This is a genomic window from Shewanella sp. SR44-4, assembly GCF_014163715.1.
GTDB lineage: Bacteria > Pseudomonadota > Gammaproteobacteria > Enterobacterales > Shewanellaceae > Shewanella.
Map to the genome: position 1 here is coordinate 1 of NZ_JACJDU010000021.1, position 24,298 is coordinate 24,298.

Consider the following 24,298-nt stretch of genomic DNA (forward strand, 5'->3'; position numbering starts at 1 on the left):
ACATGAAATTGATAAACATGAATGGATAAAAAAACGGCATCCGAAGATGCCGTTGTATCAATAAACCTATCGCTTATAACGAATAGTTTAGAACTTATAAGAGGCTGTAGTATGGAAGAAGCGACCTACGTTGTCATAAGCTGAGCTTGTAGTATCAGTACCTGTATAACCGTATGGTAGTTCACGGTTAAACACGTTATCGATACCAAACTTCAAACGAATACCTGAATCGAAGTTGTATGCAACTGCCATGTCGTTGATAAAGTAATCGTCAAATTCCATGTTGCTATTAGGATTCGCGTTTAAGGCTAATTCCTTATCAGTATAAAGGCTTACACCCTCAACATAGCGCGTTCTCCAGCTAACATCCCAGCTATCGATTGAGTAACTTAGGCTCCAGTTTGCTTGCCATTCAGCATAGCCTGCCGTGCCTGCAAGTTCTTCAAACGTATCTGGTTCATCCTGGAATGAAAAGTCTTTACGTTTTAATAGACGAGTCGCAATAAGGTTAGTGCGTACATCACCACTAAAGGCTTCAAAGTTATAACCAATATCAAAGTCGATACCAGCAGCTTCAAGAGATGCAATGTTTAATGAGAACTGTCTAATTTGAGTAATTTCGTGGCTAGTTGAATCACGAGTAATCAAACTACAGTATTCGTTATTCACACCAGATGGAGAATCAACACAACGGTCGATAATATCTTGAGCACCAACAGCACTGATTGCATTTTCGATCTCGATATTCCAATAATCGGTAGTGATCGATAATCCATCAATAAAATCAGGTTGATAAACAATTCCTAACGTGAAACTTTTCGATTCTTCTGCTTTTAGCTCGCGATTACCACCACTTAATCCTTCAAGGGTTTTATCGTCGTAATCAGCGTCAAAACCAGCAGGGATCCCTAGCGCCGCACAGTTAGCCTGGCGTTGAGTTGGATCAGCTAGATCATTTAAGTTTTTAGCACGACAAGAGTCATCTACAGAGAAGAATGTTTGGCTTGCAGCACCATAAAGCTCACTGATGTTAGGTGCACGAATAGCTTCTGAGTATGTAGTACGAACGCGGATCTGATCATCAACTTCCCAGCTTAAGCCCGTTTTCCATGTTGTTGCATTACCAATGGTGCTGTAATCAGCAAAACGTATTGCAAGATCTAAGTCTAGCTGACGTACCATTGGTAAATCGGCTAGCAAAGGAAGCGTGATTTCAGCAAAAATTTCGCTTACATCAAAATCGCCTTTATCTTCGCCCAATGCATTGAAGAAAGTACCTGCTGCATTTGAAGGTTCAAATATCTCACTTTCTTCTTTACGGTATTCAACACCAGTAGAGAAGCCTGCATAACCGGCAGGTAATTCAAATAAACTAGAGTTAGTTAGTGAGCCACCTAATACGGTTTGCTTAATAATCGATGTACCAGTTGAAGCGGTATTAATATAGTTAATAGCATCTTGACTTGGCGCGCCAAAACCAAAAATGTTGACTGGCACACAGCCTGCATCTCTAGCTGACTGATCACGACATACTGCAATCCCGTTTTCTAATACAGAATCAAGGGCGTTGGTGTAATTGTCATAGATTAAGTTATTTTTATTAACGCGCTCTAAATCAGTTTGACCATAAATAGCATAGGCATCGTAATCCCAATCTTGGAATACTATACCTTCAAGACCGATAACATAACGTTGAGTTTCGCGAGTATCATCTTCAATACGCGCACCCAAGTCCGTCATAAAACGACGAATATTAAGTGTATCTAATGGCGCTGAATTACCGTCGCTATCTTTGTTTGCTTTCATTAAAGCAACCAGCTCAGGATTGATAAAAGCATTATCAATTTTGATATCGTTGACCGGGTTACCAAAGAAAAATGCCGGTTGACCTTCATCTGTTGATTGGCTGTTAACGTATTTAGCTTCAAAATAAACGTTATGATTATCGTTAAGCTGGTAGTTTGCTTTAAAGTTAATATTGTAACGTTCGAATTCTGGTTGTAATTCGACAAACTGGTTTAAGTTAGTGACATCACAATTTGCACAACGAATACCATCAACATTTTGACCGCTATAAACATCGCTTAATGAGCCATCAGGATTAAAGCTTTTCCAACCATCTAAATTGAAGGTACCGGCATTACTAATCGTGTAGTGACCGGCGTTAGGAGTCCATATTTTGTCTGGATCTGATGGGTCATTGTTATCTTCAGTGCGGTTTTTATTTGCTAGGCTCGAAAAAGCAGTTGAAGTCTGATCGCGATCAAATGCTCTTAATTGCTCTTGAGCGCTGTATTCAACCGCAAAGGCAACATTACCATCACCTTGGGCAAAATCAGAACCATAAGATAATGAGAAACGGTCTTTATTGTGGCCACTATCGTCAGCCCAACCTTTGGTTGCTGATACATCTAAGCCATTAATATCTTTCTTTAAAATGAAGTTTACAACACCGGTTACCGCATCAGCACCGTAAATTGCAGATGCACCGCCGGTAATCACTTCTACTCTATCGATCCATACACTTGGAATGGTATTGACGTCGACTGAAGAAGTACCTGCAGAACTTGATACATGGCGTTTACCGTCCACTAACACGAGTGTTCTGGCGGTACCCATGCTTCTTAAATCGAGCAAGTTAAGACCCGAAGTACCAATAAAGCGGCCTGAGTTGGCAAGTGAGTAGGTGTTACCTAGTGCAGGTAATTGGTTTAGCGCTTCACCAATATTTGTTACACCAGTTGATAATAACTCGTCGCCAGTAATTACTGTAACCGGCGTTGGTGCAACAGCACCTTCACGAATAATACGTGAGCCTGTTACCGATATTCTTTCAACAGTTGATGCTGGATTAGCTTGATCTTCTGCTGCAAAGGTATTGAATGTGGTTGCTGCAGAAACAGCGACACCACTGATTAGCGCAAAGCGAATAGCTTTGGCTAAATGCGAATTAACTTGCATATTTTAACTCCCTAAAATGTTTTTTTATTATGGTGTAATCATTCAGATCATTTTTAATATAAAAATGAAACAAAGTTACACAGCTATCGATATAAGCACACCTAAATAAAAAAACAATATCAGGCCATCTGGTTGGTAATTAGCTGGGTATATACAATTAAGCTCATTTTTATTAACAATTCGACATCATAAACGCCAATAAGTTGTAATAATGTAAGCATCAAGATTACAATGTTATTTAAAGTAGTTTGTGTTGTTAATAAATGGTTTTTAATATATTGGTTTGTTGTGTTATTTGTGGCTGCCGAAATTTAATTTGTTAAAATAATGTTCATAAATTATTTTTAATTTTTATATGAAAAATTATAACCTAGCGTTTTTTTTAGGTAAATTACCGATTTAACATATTATAAATTTTTTTCATGAGTTTAATTAATGTGGTTTTTACGTAAAAAAATCTAGGTTTTGACCTTCGTTGATAATAGATTATTATTCATTATTTGAATATTAATGATTTTTAAGTGGTTTTTTATGCGCTTCGTTATTATGTTTAGCATGATGTCGATTGTCATAGATGATTGTCATAGATGAGTTTTTTATAAACAAAAAAGACTAGTAAGAAACATTGCAGATACTTTATCAATAAGCGCTATTCATAAGTACTGTCCATAAGCACCATTAATATTGAACACTATCCATCATTTTTAATGGCTAATAAAATCCTGATTCACTAGCGTAGGTTTTTATAATCACAAAATAAATCAGCAAATAACATCGATGATAAAGCCTCATGTAGATAGAACGCTGCAACATAAATTATGGCTACTGCCGTTTTTTATTGGCAAATGTAGGCATATGATTATCTATCGTAATAGCGGAAACAGAGTAAATACCCATTATGATATCTTTCTCTTCATTAACGGTGAGCAGTATAGATAGACTTTGCACGGGTTACCGTTTTAGCTCAGTCAATAATAGTTAGGTCTAAGATTACAACGATGAACCTGCGACATGACTTTGGGGTAACTGCGGATTAAGTGTATAAAAGCTGACACGATACTGATTTAACAGACTCAACAGCCGCAAACATAATGGTTTACATTGCATCGCGAGATAACTACGAATAACCGTTACTGCACATCAGTGCTGGCATCTACATTCACATCAATATCAGTATCAGTATCAGTATCAGTACCAATAAAAATACCACTATCAGTGATCAATCCATCAACTCTTCCATCAACTCTTCCATCAACTTTACCATCGGTATCATTCTATTTTTTCAGATGTTGGTATTACGAATTGTGAATCAATATTATTGATGGTTGCCATCATTATTATCAGATTTTATTCTGATTATTTCAAAGGTAGTCTTATGTTTCGACAAGAAGGCCGCCATGAATAGTAGAGTGATAATACATGTCTCACTGTTCCTACAATATTTATGCTGCAGCCAAAGAATAACCATTAGTTTATTTGGAATGTAGTTTATGACTGCTTTAACAACAAAAACTTCAACAGTGCCGATACAGAGTGCTTACACACAAGACGCTGCGAATAGTGCAGTTATCAACATGTGCCAGCAAGCTGAACAATACGGGCAATCTAAAGTCATTAAGTCGCACCTTGAGTCATTCGGTTTAGCTATTTTTGCCGGTGCTTTTATTGCGTTGGCTTTTGTTTTTTATATTACGGTAACGACCGGAACAATTGGTCCTTGGGGGCAAGTGCGCTTTATTGGTGGTTTAGCGTTTAGCTTAGGGTTAATTCTAGTGGTTATTTGTGGGGGGGAACTTTTTACCAGCACAGTCTTAAGCAGTGTTGCATGGGCTCAAAAACGGGTTACTACTAGAGATTTATTGATGTGTTGGACTCGGGTCTATGTTGGCAATTTTATTGGCGCTATGTTGATGTTGTTGTTGATTTTAGGGGCTAAAATGCACCTGCTCAATGATGGTCAATGGGGCTTGAATGCATTAAATATTGCGCAACACAAAATACATCATGATTGGAGCCAAGCATTTATTTTGGGCATATTATGTAATGTTTTGGTGTGCCTAGGTGTCTGGATGACGTTTTCCAGTAAAGACGTACTAACCAAAGCCTTCTTACTGATGCTACCCGTTGCCATGTTTGTCAGCAGTGGTTTTGAACACAGTATCGCTAACTTGTTTATGGTGCCGCTGGGGATCATGTTGCAGCAATTTGCATCGGTGGATTTCTTTAACGCTATTGGTGTACCCGCAAGCCAGTTTGCTGATATCACAATAATGCATTTTCTGTTTAATAATCTTATTCCTGTCACGTTAGGCAACATCGTCGGCGGTGCGTTATTTGTCGGTCTTGCTTATTTAATGATCGAACGATTAAAACACTCTAATGCTAATCATACAGCGCCTATGGCGTTAGCCACGTTGGCATTAGCTGAATGTATTCCGGCGATTGACGCGCATATGTCAAACCAGGCTATTTCAAACCAGGCTATGCCAAACCAGGCTATGTCAAATAAGTCTGCTTCTAACCAGCCTAATTCAGATAAGCCAATACCTAACGTACCAATATCAAGTCGACCAATGGTCAGTCAATCGACCACAGATTTTTCCAAATCACATTCAGTATTAACCCAAATCCACCATGAATCTAACCTTACACCTTCGCTAAAAACGAATGGGAGAACTGCTATGCCTAAATCAATTATTAATCTTACTGTCAGTGAATTAATGCAAGCGACACCTTTTACATTATCACCAGAACTCTCTATTCATGAAGGACTGATGCAACTCACTGCTGCGCAAGAACGAGGAGCACCAGTTGTCGACAAACAAAATCGCTTATTAGGATTTGTATCTCAACAAGATTTATTAAGATGCTTATGGTCAGAAGAATATAACAAACACATTAACAGTCATGTTGCTGATTTAATGCAGACGCAAGTGATGACCGTATCTGGCAACGATAAAATTGCCGATCTTGTTGAGTTAATGGTTGTCGACAGAGAGAAGTTGTTTCCTGTTACCGCTAGCGGAATGTATACCGGTAGCCGCTTTATGAGTTATGAAGAACGTTTAAGACATGCTTCTGCGAATAAACCGAGTAGTTTTCCTGTTGTAAATGAGGGAATATTGCTTGGAGTTATTACTCGAGAACAGATAGCTACTAAAATTTGTTCGGTGATGGGATAGTCAACTCAATCGATAACGCCTTTCACAAGCCATCTAATGGTTAAGTAAAGGCGTTATCAAATACCATTAAAGCGTTTTACTCATGCGTCTTGCTTCATTTAGGACGCAATCACGAAGCGGATTATCACCCGCATCATTGCGCCATACAAAAGACAATTGACGCTGTAGGTTAAGCTGTGGTGTATCAATCATAACCAGCTTACCTTCAGCAACATCTTGCTCTACGGTAATATGGGGCAGGCAGCTTAAGTAAGACCCATTTCTGACCAATGCCTTTAACAGCAGTACATGTTCGTATTCTTTCCACACATTGAGTTTTTCAAGCACACCGTGGATAGCTCCTTCAAAAATGCGTCTGGTACCAGCACCTTGCTCTCTAAGCACCCATTTTGCTTGTTCCAATTGCGCTAAACTAATTTTTTCAGCATTGGCATAAGGGTGGTGCGGCGCGGCAACTACCACAAGATGATCATCAATCCACTTTTCTTGATGTAAGCGGCTATCGTCGTTACGCCCCTCAATAATACCAAGGTCATAGTCGTAGTTAATTAATCCTTCAACAACGTGTTCGGTGTTTTCAACCTCAAGATCAATCCTTAATTCTGGAAAATCATTATCAATTTTGCTGATTAAGTTTGGCAATAAATATTCTGCTGCAGTTTGGCTCGAACATAACTTAAATTGACCACTAATTATGTGTTGTTCGTGTAAGCCAAATTGAATTTGTTGTGCATCTTGAAGTAATTGGCGTGCTTTGGGCCTTAACCAATTGCCCCAATGGCTTAGGGTTAGTCGGTTGCCTTGTCTAATAAACAGCGGACGGTCTAGTAAATTCTCTAGCTGAGAAAGTGACATACTCACCGCTGATTGGGTCATCGATAGCTTTCTGGCAGCTGCGCTAACACTTTCAAGACTGGCCACAGCATCAAAAACGGTAATTTGTTTAAGCGAGTATTTCATATCAGCGTAATAGCTCCGTTTTATGAATCATTTAAGTATCAATAAAATTGATGTTTACTAGTGTTTACTTCAATAAGTAAAACGGAAGGCTGTTGCATAGGCAAGCGACTTATATCAACTTTGCAACTGAGGTTTAGTTTTTAGTACAAATAAATAATTATTTATCGAAATTAGACAAGGAGTTAGCAATATATGCGATGAGCATGATGCTTTTTTAGTTGAGCAACGTTTAGGCTTTATTATGGAGATGAAACAAAATGGAGATGAAACAAAAAACCAGCCGAAGCTGGTTTTTATAATAGACAAATGTAGAGTCTATTCAAGCAATCTATTACTGTACGTTTTCGCTATCGCTAAACTCACCAGCAAATAACGCCGTTGATAAATAACGTTCAGCAGCTGAAGGCAATATAACCACAATAGTTTTATCAGCAAACTCTGGTAATGCAGCAATACGATTTGCAGCCACAACCGCGGCACCAGAAGAAATACCGACTAAGATACCTTCTTCTTTCATTAAACGACGAGCCATTTCAATAGACTCTTCGTTGGTTACCGCTTCAACGCGGTCAATAATAGATAAATCTAGGTTGCCTGGGATGAAACCTGCGCCAATACCTTGGATTTTGTGTGGACCTGGCTGAATTGGCTGGCCTGCTAATGCTTGCGCAATAACCGGAGAATCAACTGGCTCAACAGCAACAGAGGTAATGGTTTTGCCTTGTGCTTTTAAATAACGGCTTACACCTGTTAAGGTTCCGCCAGTACCAACACCGGCCACAAATACATCAACTTCACCATCGGTATCATTCCAGATTTCTGGACCAGTGGTTTTTTCGTGTATTTCAGGGTTAGCAGGATTATCAAATTGGCCAAGCACTAGGTATTTTTCAGGCGCAGATTGGCGAATTTCTTCAGCCTTATCAATGGCACCTTTCATACCTTTAGCGCCTTCTGTGAGCACTAAGTTTGCACCTAATGCTTTCAGTAGCTTACGACGCTCTAAGCTCATGGTATTTGGCATAGTTAAGGTTAATTTATAACCACGTGCTGCAGCAACATAAGCAAGTGCAATACCGGTGTTACCTGATGTAGGTTCAATTAACTCGATATCTTTGGTGAGTATACCTTTCTTTTCAGCATCCCAAATCATGTTAGCGCCAATACGACACTTAACACTAAAGCTTGGGTTACGTGCTTCTATTTTTGCTAACACCTTACCGTTGCTAACGCGGTTTAAACGAACTAACGGTGTGTTGCCTAAAGTATATGAATTATCTTCGAAAATTTTGCTCATGGATTATTTGCTCCTATGGTTGCATCGTCTAATCATAATCTGCTCAGCAGGATTTAGAAGTGAAAGTTTGTTCTTCTTTATGCTTTTTAGTTATTAAGGGGTTTATTTTTATTCTAAAAACCCTATAGATGCTGCTATATTAGGCTTTTGGAGTCAATTGTCATCACTCAATGGTCTGACCATCAAACAAATTTAATTTAGTATGACGAGATTAAATCATAAAATACTAGAATAGCGTTAATCAGCAAAATGTTTCTCTGTCGTGCCACGCAATTGATCAGTAAGGTCGTCGATAAGCGATGTTAAAACCTTCAGTGATCCATATCGATGTATTTGGCGCTCAATGAACTTTCGCTAACTCATTCACTAAAAATGGTAGAGTAAAATGAATAAAGTTGTGATTTCAGGCAGTGGTTTATATACACCACCTTACAGTGTCTCTAACGACGAATTAGTTAATAGCTACAATAGTTATGTTGACCAGTTTAATCAACAGCATTCGGCCGAAATTGAGGCCGGGACCACGCTAGCGTTGGCATATTCGTCAAGTGAGTTTATCGAAAAAGCCTCTGGGATTAAAAGCCGTTATGTCATGGTAAAAGACGGTATTCTTGATACCAATATTATGATGCCATTAATTGCAGATAGACCTTCTGAATCTTTGTCTATGCAAGCCGAGATGGGTATTGAAGCTGCGAACCAAGCATTACAACAAGCAAACTTAACGGCTGAAGATATCGATTTGGTTATTGTGGCGTGTGCTTATACCCAACGAGCTTACCCAGCTATTGCCATTGAAATCCAACAAGCTATGGGCACCAAGGGCTTTGCCTATGACATGTTAGTGGCATGTTCATCGGCTACGTTTGCAATTGTGAATGCCGTTAACGCTATTCGTGGCGGCACAGCTAATAGAGTGTTGGTCATTAATCCTGAGTTAACCTCGCCGCAAATCAACTTTCGCGATCGCGATAGCCATTTTATTTTTGGTGATGTTGCTACTGCAGTCGTGGTTGAACGCGAAGAGTTATCTACATCAAAACTTGCCTTTAACGTGTTGTCTACGCGCTGTGTAACCGAATATTCTAGTAATATTCGCAGTAACTTTGGCTTTGTTAATCGCTGCGACCCTGAAAATGCAACCACGGCAGATAAGCTGTTTCATCAGCAAGGTCGTAAAGTATTTAAAGAACTACTGCCGATGATTTACCAGCATTTGGACGCACAATTTACCGATGAACAAATAAAGCCTGAAGAATTTAAGCGCTTATGGCTTCATCAAGCCAATATAAACATGAATTTGTTTGTAGTGAAGAAGCTTCTTGGTGATAATGTTGAACCAACTCAAGCGCCTATTGTATTAGATGAGTATGCCAATACCGCTTCTGCGGGATCGGTTATTGCTTTTCATAAATTTAACCACGATTTTAAAACAGGTGATTTAGGCTTGTTGTGCTCATTTGGTGCAGGCTACTCTATCGGTAGTATCGTACTTGAAAAGTGTTAGATAGCTCGAGTACGAGACAATAATAAAGGTGACCATATTGCGAGTGTTGATTGTAGAAGATAGCACCACGGTATCGAAAATATTAAAACACATGATTGTTCAGGATCTTGGATACCATGTGGATATCGCACCTGATATGTCGAGTGCATTGGTTTTTTTAGAAAAAAATCAATATTTTGTAGTGGTTGCAGATTTAAATTTACCCGATGCTTCTGACGGCGATATTGTCAAGTTAGTGGCATCGTATTCGACTCCTTGTATCGTACTGACTAGTAATCTAGATGCTGCTCAACGTCGAGAAATCTTGAAACTCAGCATCGTTGACTATATCCCAAAAGATAAACGTCACAGTTATCAATATGTGGTCAAGTTAATTGACAGACTTTATCGCAATCAAGACGTTAAAGTATTGGTTGCAGATGATTCGCTGGTGAGTCGTAAGTTTGTAAAAATGCTACTTGAACAGCATTTGTTCAAAGTTATTGAAGCCAATGATGGTGAAGAAGCATTAGCCGTATTAGAGGCGCAGCCTGATATTCAGTTGCTTATTACTGATTACAACATGCCAAAGGTTGATGGTGTTGAACTTGTTTTGCGGGTACGTGAGCAGTTTAACCGTGAAGATATCGCTATCATTGGTTTGTCTAATGACAATGATGAAAGTTTGTCGGCAAAGTTTATTAAAAACGGCGCTAATGATTTTTTACAAAAACCGTTTGTGCATGAAGAGTTTCATTGTCGAGTGCTTAACACCCTTGATTCACTCGATATGATGCGTAATTTGTGGCGTAAAGCCAATCGTGATTATTTAACTAAAGCCTACACTCGGCGTTATTTTTTTGGTCAATACCAACAAAATGATTCGGAACAGAAACTGCTATCAGTGGCACTATTAGACATTGATTTTTTTAAAAAAATCAATGATACCTATGGCCATGATGTCGGCGATGAAGTGTTAATTGAATTTGTGCAACGCTTAGAAAACGCCTTTGGAGCTAACTTTACTGTAGCGCGTTTTGGTGGAGAAGAATTTGTTGTTGCTTTTAAAGGTTTAGATGCCATTAAAGCTAGCCTACTAGTGAATAAATTTCGGGAACAATGTGAAAGCAACCCGATAATGACCTCGGCAGGGGATTTGTCTGTTTCATTTAGTTGCGGCGTGTCTACCTTGAGTAATGAAACATTAGACCATGCACTGCAACGTGCCGATGAGTTGCTGTATAAAGCTAAAAATGCAGGTCGCAATAAGGTTGTTTCTCAGTAAGTTACTTCATCTGATGAGTTAGCTAATATAAGGCCGTTGATACTTGAGTATCAACGGCTTTTTTGCCTCGATGGCTGTCCCGACAAGGTTAATTGTAAACCTATTGGTTATGCCTAAAGCAGCCAAGCGTAACTGAGTTTCATGAAATAGGTTTTTTCGTCTTGGGTTAACGAGTCGATGTCATCATTAGCAATAAATGCGTCTGAATAACCGAGATAAAACACGCTTTGGGGGTTAAGTTTATAGCCATAGAGCAATTCATTACCAATATCTTGATACAGTGTATTTGGACGTTGGTAACGATATAAGTCAGGGTCGCGCTCTATGCGAGTATACACACTGCTTAAGCGGATAAAACTGTTTAGCGTCAGCTGCCAATTGAGGCGCATATCACTGAGATTAGCGGTAAATAAACGACCATCATCGACGTCTAATGTCTGGTAGCGGTGTGATATATCAAGCACTAATGATTCGGTTAATTTCCATTCGATGCCCGGATTCAACATAGTGATAGTTGCAGGCCTGTCATTAGCGAAATCAATGTCATCACCATAGTTAACATCTAGTTCTAATTTCAGCGATCCAATAGGAGTGAAGTTGGTGTAAAACCAACCTAAGGTTTCATTAAATTCACTAGTGTTATTCTCTATATCAATAATGCTCGGATTGTGGCGTCTGCCCACTCGTTGTCGTTGCACTATCCCTGTGGCGATAAAACTTTGAAGCCCGCCGTCAAACTCGATATACATTTCTGTTTCTTGCTCGAGTCGTTCGTTGTTTTGATTATGAGTAATGTCCCAATCGCCGCCGAGGTTAATTTTGCTGAAAAAATGATTGTCTGGATACCAGATGTAGCCACCGCCAGCAACAAATTTTGCGACATCAATTTTGTCGATAAAGCCAAGATCGGCACGGAAATCATCACCTGTAGATTCGTAGTGAGTACTGGCATACCAATTACGGCGTTCGTGTTGATAACTAACCGCGTACATGTTGTCGTTAAAATTATCGTCTTTATGGGTGCGTAAAACGCGTTCGTTAATATTACAATCACCAAATTCGCATCGTTCAGATGGTTGTAAACAATCATCCGTATTGCAAAAGTTAGTGAATAAATCGTCCGGATAAGCTGTTTGTGAATGCGCATATTGTGCGGTAAAAGTATCTTGTTTCGTCGGTTGGTACTTTATATCAACACTGGCAACATAGTTATGATAATCATCCGCTTGTTTTAAGGTCACCAGGCCACCGATTGAAAACTCTCTGCTGGGGTCAAATCGATAACGAGCCGCCATGTTATGACTTTGCTGATCTAATATCGCCACATCAGAACTTAAATTGCCAGGGACTAAAAACTGGGTTTGAGTGTCATTGGCCGCCAATATTGCAACAGTATGGTTGTCGGTTTTGCTGGTCAATTTTAAACCATAATCTGGCGAGCTAATATTGCGGGTGTGTAGCAAATCTAATTGGGTATCAAAGTAATCTTTGTTATCTAAGAAAAAGGCGCGCTTTTCAGGAAAGAAGAGTGCAAATGTGTTGTTAACATCTAGCTGACCCGCATCGGCTTCCACTTGAGAGAAGTCTGGGTTAATGGTGGCGTTAAGTAAGGTAGTCGGTGTGATCCCCCAACGTAAATCTAATCCAACATCGACATTACTGTCATCGCTCCAAGGTTGGGCTTGTGTTACGTCTCGTTGCTGGCCTTGATTTGCCACAATAGAGGGCGTGAGTTGTAAGTCTTTACCCTGAGTTGCGCCGGCTAAACCCGATGCGATACCTAATTGGCATAACTGACATGACACGTTACGGTCGATTTTATGAGTGGATAAGCGATGGGTTTCATTGCGAGGATAAAAGCGAATAAGCTCAATGCCCCAAGTTTGAATTGGATTACTGTCATCAAAATTAAACAGTCTTAAAGGGAGTTGTACCTCAACTTGGAAACCGTTTTTGGTCAGTTTACCTTTGCTATACCAAATCCCATCCCACGCATCACTTTCTTGGCCTGTGAGTTCATTTTCTATGGAATCACTTTGGACGCCATAAGGGTTAATAAAAAATTGGTAGGCTAAACGAGCATTATTGAAGGTGTCCAATTTAATACCCACCATGTCATCGCCCCAGGATTTGTCTCGATCACGTAGATTTGCCCTAATATTGTCCGGATTAGGATCGTGGGCAGTAAACGCAAAATATAGGCTGGTGTTCGACGCATAGACTTTAGCTGTGGTTGTCACTGGTGCAGCGGTATTCTCTCCAGGAGAGGTTTCATAACGCAGTATTACCTCGGTAGCATGTTGCCATGCAGGCTCGTTAAAGTCGCCATCAAGCTCAATATCTTCATTGATGGTCGGGATGTCGAGATGAAATTGCTGGCTCGACCCCGCAAACGCAGCAAAAGATAATAAACTGCTTAATATTACCAATGCTAACGTGAATATAACGTCACAGGTGCGGGTTAATCGGTTGATTGGGGTTAAGCTGCTAGTTGGCATTAAGTCGTTGATCACTTTTACTCTTTTTTATTTTTTGTTATTTGTCTTATTGTCGCAAAAAAGTCCTTAAAACGTAGGTCCGACTTGTACTAAAATCATCACTAAATTGTTACTGAATGTTAAATTAGCTTGCGTGAATGTAATAAAAAAGCCCGATAGTCGCTATCGGGCTTGTCTTGAGGCGCTGCAATCTAAGCTGGTCTACTGTTGGAGCATCCATACATCCATGCATCCATGCATCCATGCATCTAAGCATTAATTCTCTACAGATTAATCTGGGGCAATACTGCTATTTTTGTAGGCGTCACGATATTTATCGACCCACATAGCGGTTGCACCACAAATGGCTACCGGCATAACGATAAAGTTTACAATCGGTATCATTGAAAACACTGTCACGGTAGCACCGAAGCTAAAACTAGATCCTTTAGTATTTTTGAGGGCGAACTTCATATCATCAAAAGGCACTTTATGATTATCAAATGGATAGTCACAATATTGAATTGCCATCATCCACGCAGTGAATAAAAACCATAAAATGGGCGCTGCAGTTTGGCCGATAATCGGCAACCAAAATAACACTAAAAACAATAATGCTCGTGGTAAATAGTATTTTAGCTTAATCCATTCTCGACCAAAAATTCGCGGCAAATCTTTGATCATATCGACTGAACCGCCGGTGTTTAAGCTTTTTCCGGTGAGATGCTGCTCGACTTTTTCGGCCAACAAACCATTAAACGGCGCTGCAATCCAGTTCATTACGGAACTGAATAAAAATGACATTACCACTAGCATTGTTAGTACGGCTAATGGCCATAATAAAAAATTCAACCAGCTTAGATATTCTGGGAGTTGTCCATCCATCCAGGTAAATAATGCTGTTAATTGTCCTAGTGCAAAATACATCGCTGAGGCGAATAAGACTAAATTGATCATCAGCGGTATAAAGACAAATGAGCGCAAACCCGGTTGTTTAATTAATTGAAACCCTTGGATAAAATAATTCACACCACTTTTCTTGGCGATTATTGAATTGGTAACCATTGAGACTGCCTATTTTGTGACTTATATTGTTGATTTTGACGAGCCAAGCACAATAAAACAAGTGATAAACTGTGTCAAAAGGATAAAAATCGTTACAAAAAGCTGCTCAATTGCTAAAGTGAGCTGCTTTTTCCTTTTAATGCGTACCTGAACTGGCAACATGAGATTAAAACAAATAAAACTTGCTGGATTTAAGTCGTTTGTAGACCCAACTAAAATCCCATTTGATAACGCCTTATCAGCGATTATTGGCCCTAACGGCTGCGGGAAATCCAATGTGATTGATGCCGTGCGCTGGGTGCTGGGCGAAAGTTCAGCAAAGCATTTGCGCGGTGATTCGATGACCGACGTTATTTTTAACGGCTCATCGGCACGCAAACCCATTTCTGTTGCGGGTGTCGAACTGGTATTCGAGAACATTCAGGGAAGGCTCACTGGACAATATGCCAGTTATCAAGAAATCTCGGTAAAGCGACAAGTTAACCGCGACAGTGAATCAAGTTATTTCCTTAATGGTCAAAAATGTCGTCGAAAAGACATAACCGACTTATTCATGGGTACGGGTCTTGGGCCGCGTAGTTATGCCATTATCGAGCAAGGTACTATTTCACGCTTAATCGAATCTAAACCTCAAGAATTAAGAGTGTTTATTGAAGAAGCTGCAGGCATTTCGCGTTATAAAGAACGTCGCCGTGAAACCGAAAACCGTATTCGTCATACCCGTGAAAACCTCGAACGTTTAAACGATATTCGAGTTGAACTCGGTGCTCAATTAGACAAATTATCGCAACAAGCAAAAGCTGCTCTGCAGTATCGCGAATTAAAAAATAGTGAACGTGAGTTGCATAGTCAACTATTAGTGATGCGCTATCAGCAATTGTTGCAGCAAACAGACCGACTTGATGCCGAAACGGCCGAAGGTGAGCTTAAATCTGAAGCGTTAGCCAAAACCGCACAGCAGGGCGACACCAGTGTTATTCAGGTGAAACAGCAATTGGCTGAGCTCAGTGATGCTGAACATAAGCTAGTAGAGCAATATTACCAAGCCGGTAATACCATGACCAAGCTTGAACAGCAGCTTGCTCATCAGCAGCAACAAGACTCTCAGTTACAGCAGCAAATTCAAGTATTACAACAGCAAATCAAACAAGCTGACGATAATATTATCAGCATGACCGATACTCATCAGCAATTGGTTGCGCAATTGGATACTCACCAACCCGCTTATGAACAGGCGAGTATTGTGCTTGAGCAAATCGATGAGCAAGTTTTTGCTATCGAAGAAGCGTGTGATGATCAGCAGCAACAAGTAACCCAATATGCTGAGATCTTAGCAACTAACAAAATGCAGTTGGCACTGAGCCAATCGACGCTCAGCCATCAACAGCAAAGTTTGGTTCAAAACGAACAGTACTTAGCTCAATTACAAACAGAGTTAGCTGTTTTAGCTCAGCAAGACAACCAACAGCAGTTGCAAAACAGCACGGCAGAATTAGCTAATGTTGAACAACAACTAAATGATAAACAGCTGCAGTACAGTCAACTTGAGCTTTCCTTACTTGAGCAGCAACAAGCCGTCACTGAAGCGAGTGATGCTTATCAAACCCTTAAGCAAACTGTCACTCGTCATCATTCTCGATTGCAATTTATTGATGAGTTACTGGCCGATCATACTCAAGATGATGGCCAACAATTATGGCAAGTTATTGAGGTTGTGCCTGGCTGGGAGAAAGCGGTCGATAAAGTGTTACAAGGCTTAAGTCAATTACCTGTTCTAGGGTTGGGGCAAACATCTTCATTGAGCGTTTATCCGCCTACAGTGGGTTTTGAACCACAGCATCAAGTGACGTATCCTGCTTTAACAACCCCAGTTAATTTAACGCCATGGTTACAACATGTTGTGTGGGCGTCCAGTCTCAGTGAAGCAAAGGAGTTATTACCAACATTGCTTCCTGAGCAATATATTGCCACTCAAGAAGGTTACTTGATAGGCAATGGTTTTGTGCTCAATCATACTCAGGCAGGGCAATCCGCTATTGTACTGAGCCAAGAGCGAGCAAGCTTAAGCCAGCAATTAATAGAACTTGAGCAACAACAGCTATTGTCTCAACAATCTCTGACATCGTTAACTCAACGGGCCGCGACCACTCAGGTAGAGCTGAATCAATGCCAACAGGCTTGTCATCAGTTGCAAATAGAGCAGACAAAACTGCACTCTTTGGTGACGAGTTTAACTCAACAAGCCGTTGAGAAACGCGATAAGCAACAGCAATGCAGCCAATCAATCGCCAAGCTTGAACAGCAAATTGGTGATAAACAAATACATGTCGATGCCCTTGAAGAACAAGTGCTAACGCAAGAAGATGTATTGTTGCAAGCAATGAATCAACACGATGTTGCTCAACAAGCTTGGCAAACAAGCCAAGCTAAATTGCGTGAAACCAAAGTTACTCGCACCGATGCTGCAAATAGCGTTAAACAGCTGCAAGCACAAGTGCAACAACATGCTACCCAGCAAGCATTGAGTGAACAAAAATTAAAGCAACAACATGAAAAACAGACAGAATTAGTCAGTCAATTGACTCAGTTACAACAAATGTTGCTCGACAATCAGCAACAACAAGGTCAACATGATTTAAGTCAATTATCAATACAACTGGCGCAAGCACTCGAGCAGCAACAAGCATTACAGCAGCAATTACAGCAAAATCGGTCTCAACAAGCAGAGCTTCAAACCAGTTTAGACCGTTTAGTATTGATGCAAAAACAACAGCTTGTAGTGTTACAAGACTTGACTCAAAAGATAAGCACGTTAAAGTTACGTCGTGAGGGCTTAAAAGGGCAGGCTAATGGGCAGCTGCAATTGCTGCAAGAACAGCAAATTCAGCTACAACAGGTCATTGCCGACATACCTGAACATGCATCTGTTGATGTTTGGTCGCAACAGCTTGAAAAAGTAAAACAGAACATTATACGTTTAGGTGCTATCAACCTTGCAGCCATTGAAGAATTTGAATCGCAACGAGAGCGAAAAGCTTATTTAGACAGTCAAGATGACGACCTAAATAAAGGATTAGCGATTTTAGAAGACGCTATCCGTAAGATAGATAAAGAAACCCGAAGCCGTTTTAAAGCCACATTCGAAACGGTAAACCATGATTTAGGGCTGCTATTTCCTAAAGTTTTTGGTGGGGGAAGAGCTTATTTGGCATTAACCGGTGATGACCTGCTTGAAACGGGTGTTACTATTATGGCGCAACCGCCAGGTAAGAAGAATAGCACCATACATTTACTTAGTGGTGGAGAAAAAGCGTTAACCGCTTTATCATTAGTCTTTGCCATTTTTAGACTGAATCCAGCACCTTTTTGTATGCTAGATGAAGTAGATGCACCTTTGGATGACGCCAACGTCGAACGTTTTTGTCGGTTACTGAAAGAAATGTCACAAAGTGTGCAATTTATCTATATCAGTCATAATAAAATAACAATGGAAATGGCTGATCAACTTATTGGCGTTACTATGCATGAACCTGGCGTTTCAAGAATAGTCGCAGTGGACATTGAAGCCGCCGTCGCCATGGCAGACGCGGTATAAATTTGCAAGACAGGGAATCTAATGAAAGATCTACAACTGGTGTTGTTCGTATTAGGCGCGATCGCAATTATTGCGGTGTTAGTGCACGGTTTTTGGTCGATTCGCAAACAACAACCTAAATCTATGAAACAAAGTCCGATGGCAGGATTTTATAAAGACCAAGCTAAACGTCGAGACTCTGAAGGTTTTGATGCCGATGGCATTGGCAAAGTGCGTGTACGTAAACCCGGTGAGGTTGAAGATGTAGTCATTAAGCCTGTATTAAAGACCAATTTAAGTCAAAAACCACACTCAGGTGCAACTAAGCTCACCGATACTCCTTTACAAGACTCACTGCGTCAGCCTGGTCCGCACCAAACTGAGCCAGAACATATTCAACCTAAAGTAGTACAGCCTGCGCAACAAAGCTTATTTGTTGAAGACGATGTTAAACCTGCTCCTACGGCAAGTACGTCAATGAATACCCCTAAAAAGATATTCAATACTTCAACCAGTACAGCCAAATTAGAAAGTTACACAGGTAAACCTGTCGCCGCCAGACCAGAACCCACTAAGCCAACGGTACAAGCCGCGGTGCCAAAAGTGGATGTTAGCCCTGAAGTAGCGGTTAAAGCTGAAGTAGAGGTTAAATCTGAGGTTATTACCTCTAAAGCAGATGCTCCAGTAAATGAACCTGTAGAGCCGACCGATGTATTAGTACTGCACATTGTTGCTAAAGCAGGCGAGCAAATCCAAGGCGCAGAATTATTGCCAAGTTTGTTGTCGCTCAATTTCAAATTTGGTGATATGGATATTTTTCATCGCCACATCGACAATGCTGGTACTGGCAAGGTGCTATTTTCACTCGCTAACATGTTAAAGCCTGGGATATTTGACCCGGATAATATGGAACAATTTGTCACCCAAGGTGTGGTGTTGTTTATGACCTTACCTGGCTATGGCGATCCATTGATGAACTTCACCATTATGCTGAACTCGGCTTATCAAATTGCCGAGGATCTCGGTGCTGAATTATTGGATGGACAACGCCAAACTTGGTCAGATGCAACCAAAAAAGATTATTTACGACGACTCAATGCGGCGTAGGTTGATGTTTTTATTAAGGCCGCAGCAGCGGCCTTAATTGTTTTATACCTTTACACTTTATCAAGCAAATCACGGTTACAACCTGTATGACGGATGCCACAATGCACGCTATTCAAACTGAAATGGATCAACTTACTCACACCATTAACCAACATAATATTCGTTATTACGTTGATGATGCTCCGTCAATACCCGATGCTGAATACGACAGATTAATTAAGCGCCTAACTGAGTTAGAACGTGACTATCCGCAATTTAAATCGGTAGATTCACCGACACAACGCGTCGGTGGTATAGCATTACAAAAATTTGCTCAAATTACCCATCTTAAACCGATGTTAAGTCTCGACAATGCATTTGAACAAACTGATTTCGCTGCTTTTAATAAGCGTATAACGGATAAAGTCGATAGCGTTGATTATGTTTGCGAACCTAAACTCGACGGTTTGGCCGTGAGTATTACTTATCGTTTCGGCGTTCTTGAACGCGCCGCAACGCGAGGTGATGGTAGCGTTGGCGAAGATATTACTGCAAATGTACGCACTATTCGTTCAATTCCTCTTAAGTTACGCGGTGAAGGATTTCCAGATTTAGTTGAAGTCCGTGGCGAAGTGTTTATGCCTAAAGCGGCTTTTGAGGCATTAAACCAGCGTCAAATCAGCAAAGGTGACAAAGTCTTTGTTAATCCTCGTAACGCTGCAGCCGGTAGTTTACGCCAATTAGACAGTAAAATTACTGCTTCAAGGGCACTTGGGTTTTATGCTTATGCATTGGGTGTGGTCGAAGGCGAGTCACAACCGATGCAAACAAGCCATTATGGCCAACTGACACAGTTGCAACAATGGGGTATTCCCGTTAGTAGTGAAGTGAAAGTGACTGATTCATTAGAAAAAGTCTATGCATATTACGCTGATATTATGGCCAGACGCAGTGCGCTCGAATATGAAATCGACGGCGTCGTCATAAAGGTCAATGACATTGCTAAGCAGCAAACTCTTGGTTTTGTCGCTAAAGCCCCTCGATGGGCCATCGCCTATAAATTTCCAGCCCAGGAAGAAATGACCTTGTTAGAGTCGGTCGACTTTCAGGTTGGCCGAACGGGTGCTGTTACCCCTGTTGCCCGTCTCAAACCGATATTTGTCGGTGGCGTGACCGTGTCTAACGCGACCTTGCACAATGCTGATGAAATTGCCCGTCTTGGGGTGAAAATAGGCGACACAGTGATTATTCGCCGCGCAGGTGATGTTATCCCACAAATTGTTGCTATCGTGCCAGAACAGCGTCCAGATGATGCGCAAGATATTATCTTTCCGCAACATTGTCCGGTGTGTCAAAGCATTGTTGAGCGTTTAGAAGGTGAAGCTGTAGCGCGTTGTAGTGGTGGACTTTTTTGTGAAGCGCAACGTAAAGAGGCGATTAAACATTTTGCATCCCGTAAAGCATTAAATATTGATGGCATGGGCGATAAAATCGTTGAGCAATTAATTGATAAAGAACTGGTCAAAACGCCAGCAGACTTGTTTTCCCTGACCGCTTCTAGCATCACGATGTTAGATCGCATGGCGATGAAGTCAGCCACAAATATTGTCGCGGCGATTAAACACGCTAAAGCCACTACATTGGCGCGTTTTTTATATAGTCTTGGGATCCGCGAAGTCGGCGAAGCTACCGCCGCTAATTTAGCCCAACACTTTGCCGAATTTGAGCGTATTCGAACTGCTAGCGTTGAACAACTGCTCGAAGTCGCTGATGTTGGTGACATTGTAGCAAAACACATTCGACAATTTTTTGCACAGCCACATAACATTGAAGTAATAGAGCAATTGCTTGAAGCCGGCATTACTTGGCCTGTTATTGAACAAGCTGACGAATCGCAGCTTAGTCTTAAAGGGCAAACGTGGGTGTTAACTGGTACGCTAACTCAACTTAATCGTAACGATGCCAAAGCCCAATTACAGGCTTTGGGCGCCAAAGTGGCTGGCAGTGTTTCGAAAAATACTGATTGCCTTGTTGCTGGTGAAGCAGCTGGCTCTAAATTAGCAAAAGCTGAAGAGTTGGGCGTTAAGGTGATAGATGAACAAGCTCTGATGGATTTATTAAATGCGGCTAACTAACATGAAAACTAGTATTGCTTTATTTATGCTGGTGCATGCCGATAAGAGTTTATTGTGAATTTTAGTAATATTACTTGGTTAGATGATCGTGGTCATATAAAACCGCCATTATTTTTGTATTTGATTTTGGTCTTTTTAGCCCGTGGCTGGTGTATTTTTATTGCATCCTTAACCCAGTTTAATGACCGTGCTGGTTTAGTAAGGTTATTTTATCCTGAAAAAAGCGATTTTGTATCGGCGCTAATTGCTGGTGTCGGGGCGATACTGATTTATGGACTTATTATTGCCGAGCGTAAACGCAGCTGGCCGATATTAATACCTTTGTTTAGACGTAGTGCTTGGTTTTTGTGGGGATTACTCATTATTGATGGACTATTTTTGTTCCAACGTATGATGCACGATGACTATTTGTTTAAAATTGGCTATTCGATTGATGCACTTTTTCTGTTTTGGTCAGTTATATATGTCTTCAAATCAAAGCGGTTATATTACTATTTTACCGACTGGACCCCTGATGATAGTACTGTGCAAGTCGAAACCATATCTGATGATGAGATTAAGCCAGATACGAAATAATGTACGACTTGGTATAAATACACTATTATTTATTGGTTTCCAAAAACATTAAAATGTATGACTTTGATACACATAGCTCTATTTCAAAAATGTTAGCGTAGAAATGACATTATCATCTCGGCCATAACTTGGCTAATGTGAAAAAGGATCAGTACTTTGGCTAAAACAGAATTAACACAAATACCTGTTTCGCAAATGGTTATCGGGTTAACCGTTAAGCTGCCTTTGTCATGGACAAACCATCCTTTTTTTCGCAGTAAAGTAAAGCTTGAACAACAAGTGCAAATAGAGATGATCAAAGGTCTCGATGTGTCATTTGTTTACGTGATTGATGGCCATGATTTGCTGCCTAAAGTTGATGAGCCCGTTGAAATTGAGCCACCAGAAGAGGTTGTTGAACAAGAAATTGATTATCGACCTTTGGCTAAAAAAAGTATGCGAGTTAGCCAACAGCGCTTTGTAAAATCGGTTAACGATAGTCGAACCGTTTTTGGTAAAATAGTCAGCGATCCTGAAGGTGCTTATCGTGAAGCTGCCACCTTAGTCGAAGATTTAGTCGATCATTTATATGAAAGTGAAACCCCTCATTTAACGCTCGTGGGCAGTGGCGAAACAGATGTTAGTGTTACTCAACATGGTATTTCAGTTGCGGTGATCTCTATGATGATTGCCCACACATTATCACTGTCTAAAAAAGAGGTTCGTGACATTGCATTAGGCAGTTTGTTTCATGACATTGGTAAGTTAAAAGTCCCAGAGGCAATCCGGCGTAAAAAACGTGGTGAGTTAACTGACCATGAAATTAACTTTTTAAAAATGCACCCTAACTTTGGCCACGAGATGCTTAACCGCACCGGATTATTTCCTGAAGCCATGTTAGACATAGTGTTGCATCATCATGAGTTTATTGATGGTAGCGGTTTTCCTAATAATCTGACCGAAGCTAAAATTTTACCCACCACCCAAATAGTGTCATTAGCTAATGACTATGAAACACTGTTACATCAATACCAAACGCCACAAGTTGCACTGGGTATTTTATTTAAAACTCACAGCAGTAAACACAGTGATAATTTAATTTCGGTTTTAGTCAAAATATTAGGTATTTATCCTCCAGGCACTATAGTGCGCTTAACCGACGAAAGCATCGCTAAGGTGATGATGACAACTGCCGATGTAAAACAGCCACATGTGTGGTCATGTAACCTCAGTGGGGGGGAACCTAGTTTTCGTTTTTTAATTAACGAAGATGTTCAAGTTCAAGAAGTAATGAAATTAGACGAATTATCTGAGGGTGCCATTAAAACATTGCAAGCCAATAGTCCAATTAGTTTTTACTTCAATAACTTCAATCATTAAAATTTAACGTCGTAATATCGAGAATACATGAATACAGTTACTATTATCGGATGTGGTTGGTTCGGTTTGCCGCTCGCGACACAATTAGTTAAGCAAGGTATTAAGGTAAAGGCTTCAAAACGTCACCCTGAGGATTTAGTCCAATTACAGCAAGCCGGTATTGATGCTTATCAGTTAGATTTGGCAAATGTGACTAACCAAGCAAAAAACTCGTCTTTATTCGATGCAGACGCTATCGTGATTAACATACCACCGGGACTTAGACGAGGCGAAACTGATTACCTTGGCTATTTAACTCGGTTAATAAACTTGATGGGTGAACGCCAATATCAAAAAATTATTTTCATCAGTACGACTGGGGTTTATCCTTCGCTAGATCAAACTGTAACCGAACAAGATGCTGCTGCTTTTAATGATACCAGTGGTACATTATTACAAGCAGAAGCGATGTTTTCAGCTATGAAAAATAGCTGTGTTGTACGATTTTCAGGCTTGGTTGGACCTAAGCGACATCCCGGACGTTTTTTTGCCGGAAAAACGGATGTCAGTGGCGCCAATGTTGCGGTTAATCTGGTGCATTTAGATGACTGTGTTGCTGCTGTTAGCTTAATTCTTTCTCGCAACGATACTTTAGCTATTTATAATCTTGCTGCAAACGTTCATCCTACTCGTGGTGAGTTTTATGTTGCTGCCGCTGAACATCTTGGGTTAAGTGCGCCAGAATTTAATCAACAACAACAACCCAATAAAACTATCGATGGGCAGTTAATCTGTCATCAGTTAGGGTTTACATATGCGTTTAATAATCCATTCAAAATGCTTGATGCTTGCTAAACTGGCATAGGCTATAATAGC

The 24,298-nt window shown here is 40.4% G+C and carries 14 protein-coding genes; 9 read left to right on the forward strand and 5 right to left on the reverse strand.

Features of this window, described 5'->3' with window-relative positions; all coding sequences use genetic code 11:
- Positions 1–87: 87 nt before the first annotated feature.
- Positions 88–2,961, reverse strand: coding sequence for a TonB-dependent receptor domain-containing protein (locus H5125_RS11520; protein ID WP_101088049.1), 2,874 nt, complete (start codon positions 2,959–2,961; stop codon positions 88–90).
- Between the two features lie 1,490 nt (positions 2,962–4,451).
- On the opposite strand from H5125_RS11520, the gene focA reads away from it, so the two are divergent.
- Positions 4,452–6,143: a formate transporter FocA gene (gene focA / locus H5125_RS11525; protein ID WP_182744303.1), complete on the forward strand. Its 1,692-nt coding sequence runs from the start codon at positions 4,452–4,454 to the stop codon at positions 6,141–6,143.
- A gap of 66 nt (positions 6,144–6,209) precedes the next feature.
- On the opposite strand, the gene H5125_RS11530 is transcribed toward focA, so the two are convergent.
- Both H5125_RS11530 and cysK read right to left on the reverse strand, forming a co-directional pair.
- Positions 6,210–7,103: a LysR substrate-binding domain-containing protein gene (locus H5125_RS11530; RefSeq protein ID WP_101088054.1), complete on the reverse strand. Its 894-nt coding sequence runs from the start codon at positions 7,101–7,103 to the stop codon at positions 6,210–6,212.
- 331 nt (positions 7,104–7,434) lie between these two features.
- Complete coding sequence (gene cysK / locus H5125_RS11535; RefSeq protein ID WP_101088056.1) at positions 7,435–8,400, reverse strand: cysteine synthase A; 966 nt, start codon at positions 8,398–8,400, stop codon at positions 7,435–7,437.
- A 385-nt stretch (positions 8,401–8,785) separates the two neighbouring features.
- Here cysK and H5125_RS11540 point away from each other — a divergent pair, with 385 nt between their 5' ends.
- Together H5125_RS11540 and H5125_RS11545 are read left to right on the forward strand one after the other, a co-directional pair.
- The gene (locus H5125_RS11540; RefSeq protein ID WP_101088058.1) at positions 8,786–9,907 is read left to right on the forward strand and encodes a beta-ketoacyl-ACP synthase III; all 1,122 of its coding nucleotides are present in this window, start codon (positions 8,786–8,788) and stop codon (positions 9,905–9,907) included.
- Between the two features lie 37 nt (positions 9,908–9,944).
- Positions 9,945–11,171, forward strand: a complete 1,227-nt coding sequence (locus tag H5125_RS11545; protein ID WP_174839635.1) for a response regulator — start codon at positions 9,945–9,947, stop codon at positions 11,169–11,171.
- 113 nt (positions 11,172–11,284) lie between these two features.
- Here the strand turns inward: H5125_RS11545 and H5125_RS11550 are convergent, their stop codons facing one another.
- Together H5125_RS11550 and cysZ are read right to left on the reverse strand one after the other, a co-directional pair.
- A complete protein-coding gene (locus tag H5125_RS11550) occupies positions 11,285–13,669 on the reverse strand; it encodes a carbohydrate binding family 9 domain-containing protein (protein WP_101088224.1) in 2,385 nt (794 codons plus the stop codon).
- A 270-nt stretch (positions 13,670–13,939) separates the two neighbouring features.
- Positions 13,940–14,713 (reverse strand): sulfate transporter CysZ, encoded by a 774-nt coding sequence (cysZ, locus tag H5125_RS11555; protein ID WP_101088060.1) that lies wholly within the window; start codon positions 14,711–14,713, stop codon positions 13,940–13,942.
- A 160-nt stretch (positions 14,714–14,873) separates the two neighbouring features.
- Between cysZ and H5125_RS11560 the strand changes: the two genes are divergently transcribed.
- From H5125_RS11560 to H5125_RS11585, 6 genes are all read left to right on the forward strand, one after another.
- Positions 14,874–18,308, forward strand: a complete 3,435-nt coding sequence (locus tag H5125_RS11560; protein WP_101088062.1) for a chromosome segregation protein SMC — start codon at positions 14,874–14,876, stop codon at positions 18,306–18,308.
- Positions 18,309–18,329: 21 nt separating this feature from the next.
- A complete protein-coding gene (gene zipA / locus H5125_RS11565; RefSeq protein ID WP_101088064.1) occupies positions 18,330–19,394 on the forward strand; it encodes a cell division protein ZipA in 1,065 nt (354 codons plus the stop codon).
- 101 nt (positions 19,395–19,495) lie between these two features.
- Entirely contained in the window at positions 19,496–21,508 is a 2,013-nt protein-coding gene (gene ligA / locus H5125_RS11570; protein ID WP_182744304.1) for an NAD-dependent DNA ligase LigA, read from the forward strand.
- 54 nt (positions 21,509–21,562) lie between these two features.
- Positions 21,563–22,084, forward strand: a complete 522-nt coding sequence (locus H5125_RS11575) for a DUF2919 domain-containing protein (RefSeq protein WP_101088068.1) — start codon at positions 21,563–21,565, stop codon at positions 22,082–22,084.
- A 156-nt stretch (positions 22,085–22,240) separates the two neighbouring features.
- Positions 22,241–23,443, forward strand: coding sequence for an HD-GYP domain-containing protein (locus tag H5125_RS11580; RefSeq protein WP_182744305.1), 1,203 nt, complete (start codon positions 22,241–22,243; stop codon positions 23,441–23,443).
- A gap of 27 nt (positions 23,444–23,470) precedes the next feature.
- Positions 23,471–24,277 (forward strand): SDR family oxidoreductase, encoded by an 807-nt coding sequence (locus tag H5125_RS11585; protein WP_182744306.1) that lies wholly within the window; start codon positions 23,471–23,473, stop codon positions 24,275–24,277.
- The last annotated feature ends 21 nt before the right edge of the window (positions 24,278–24,298 follow it).

What these genes read in the sequence shown, in the direction of transcription:
- focA (WP_182744303.1), top strand. Translation starts at nt 4,452, where the DNA reads ATGACTGCTTTAACAACAAAAACTTCAACAGTGCCGATACAGAGTGCT.
- H5125_RS11560 (WP_101088062.1), top strand. Translation starts at nt 14,874, where the DNA reads ATGAGATTAAAACAAATAAAACTTGCTGGATTTAAGTCGTTTGTAGAC.
- cysZ (WP_101088060.1), bottom strand. Translation starts at nt 14,713, where the DNA reads ATGGTTACCAATTCAATAATCGCCAAGAAAAGTGGTGTGAATTATTTT.
- H5125_RS11585 (WP_182744306.1), top strand. Translation starts at nt 23,471, where the DNA reads ATGAATACAGTTACTATTATCGGATGTGGTTGGTTCGGTTTGCCGCTC.
- H5125_RS11550 (WP_101088224.1), bottom strand. Translation starts at nt 13,669, where the DNA reads ATGCCAACTAGCAGCTTAACCCCAATCAACCGATTAACCCGCACCTGT.
- ligA (WP_182744304.1), top strand. Translation starts at nt 19,496, where the DNA reads ATGCACGCTATTCAAACTGAAATGGATCAACTTACTCACACCATTAAC.
- H5125_RS11540 (WP_101088058.1), top strand. Translation starts at nt 8,786, where the DNA reads ATGAATAAAGTTGTGATTTCAGGCAGTGGTTTATATACACCACCTTAC.
- H5125_RS11520 (WP_101088049.1), bottom strand. Translation starts at nt 2,961, where the DNA reads ATGCAAGTTAATTCGCATTTAGCCAAAGCTATTCGCTTTGCGCTAATC.
- zipA (WP_101088064.1), top strand. Translation starts at nt 18,330, where the DNA reads ATGAAAGATCTACAACTGGTGTTGTTCGTATTAGGCGCGATCGCAATT.
- cysK (WP_101088056.1), bottom strand. Translation starts at nt 8,400, where the DNA reads ATGAGCAAAATTTTCGAAGATAATTCATATACTTTAGGCAACACACCG.
- H5125_RS11530 (WP_101088054.1), bottom strand. Translation starts at nt 7,103, where the DNA reads ATGAAATACTCGCTTAAACAAATTACCGTTTTTGATGCTGTGGCCAGT.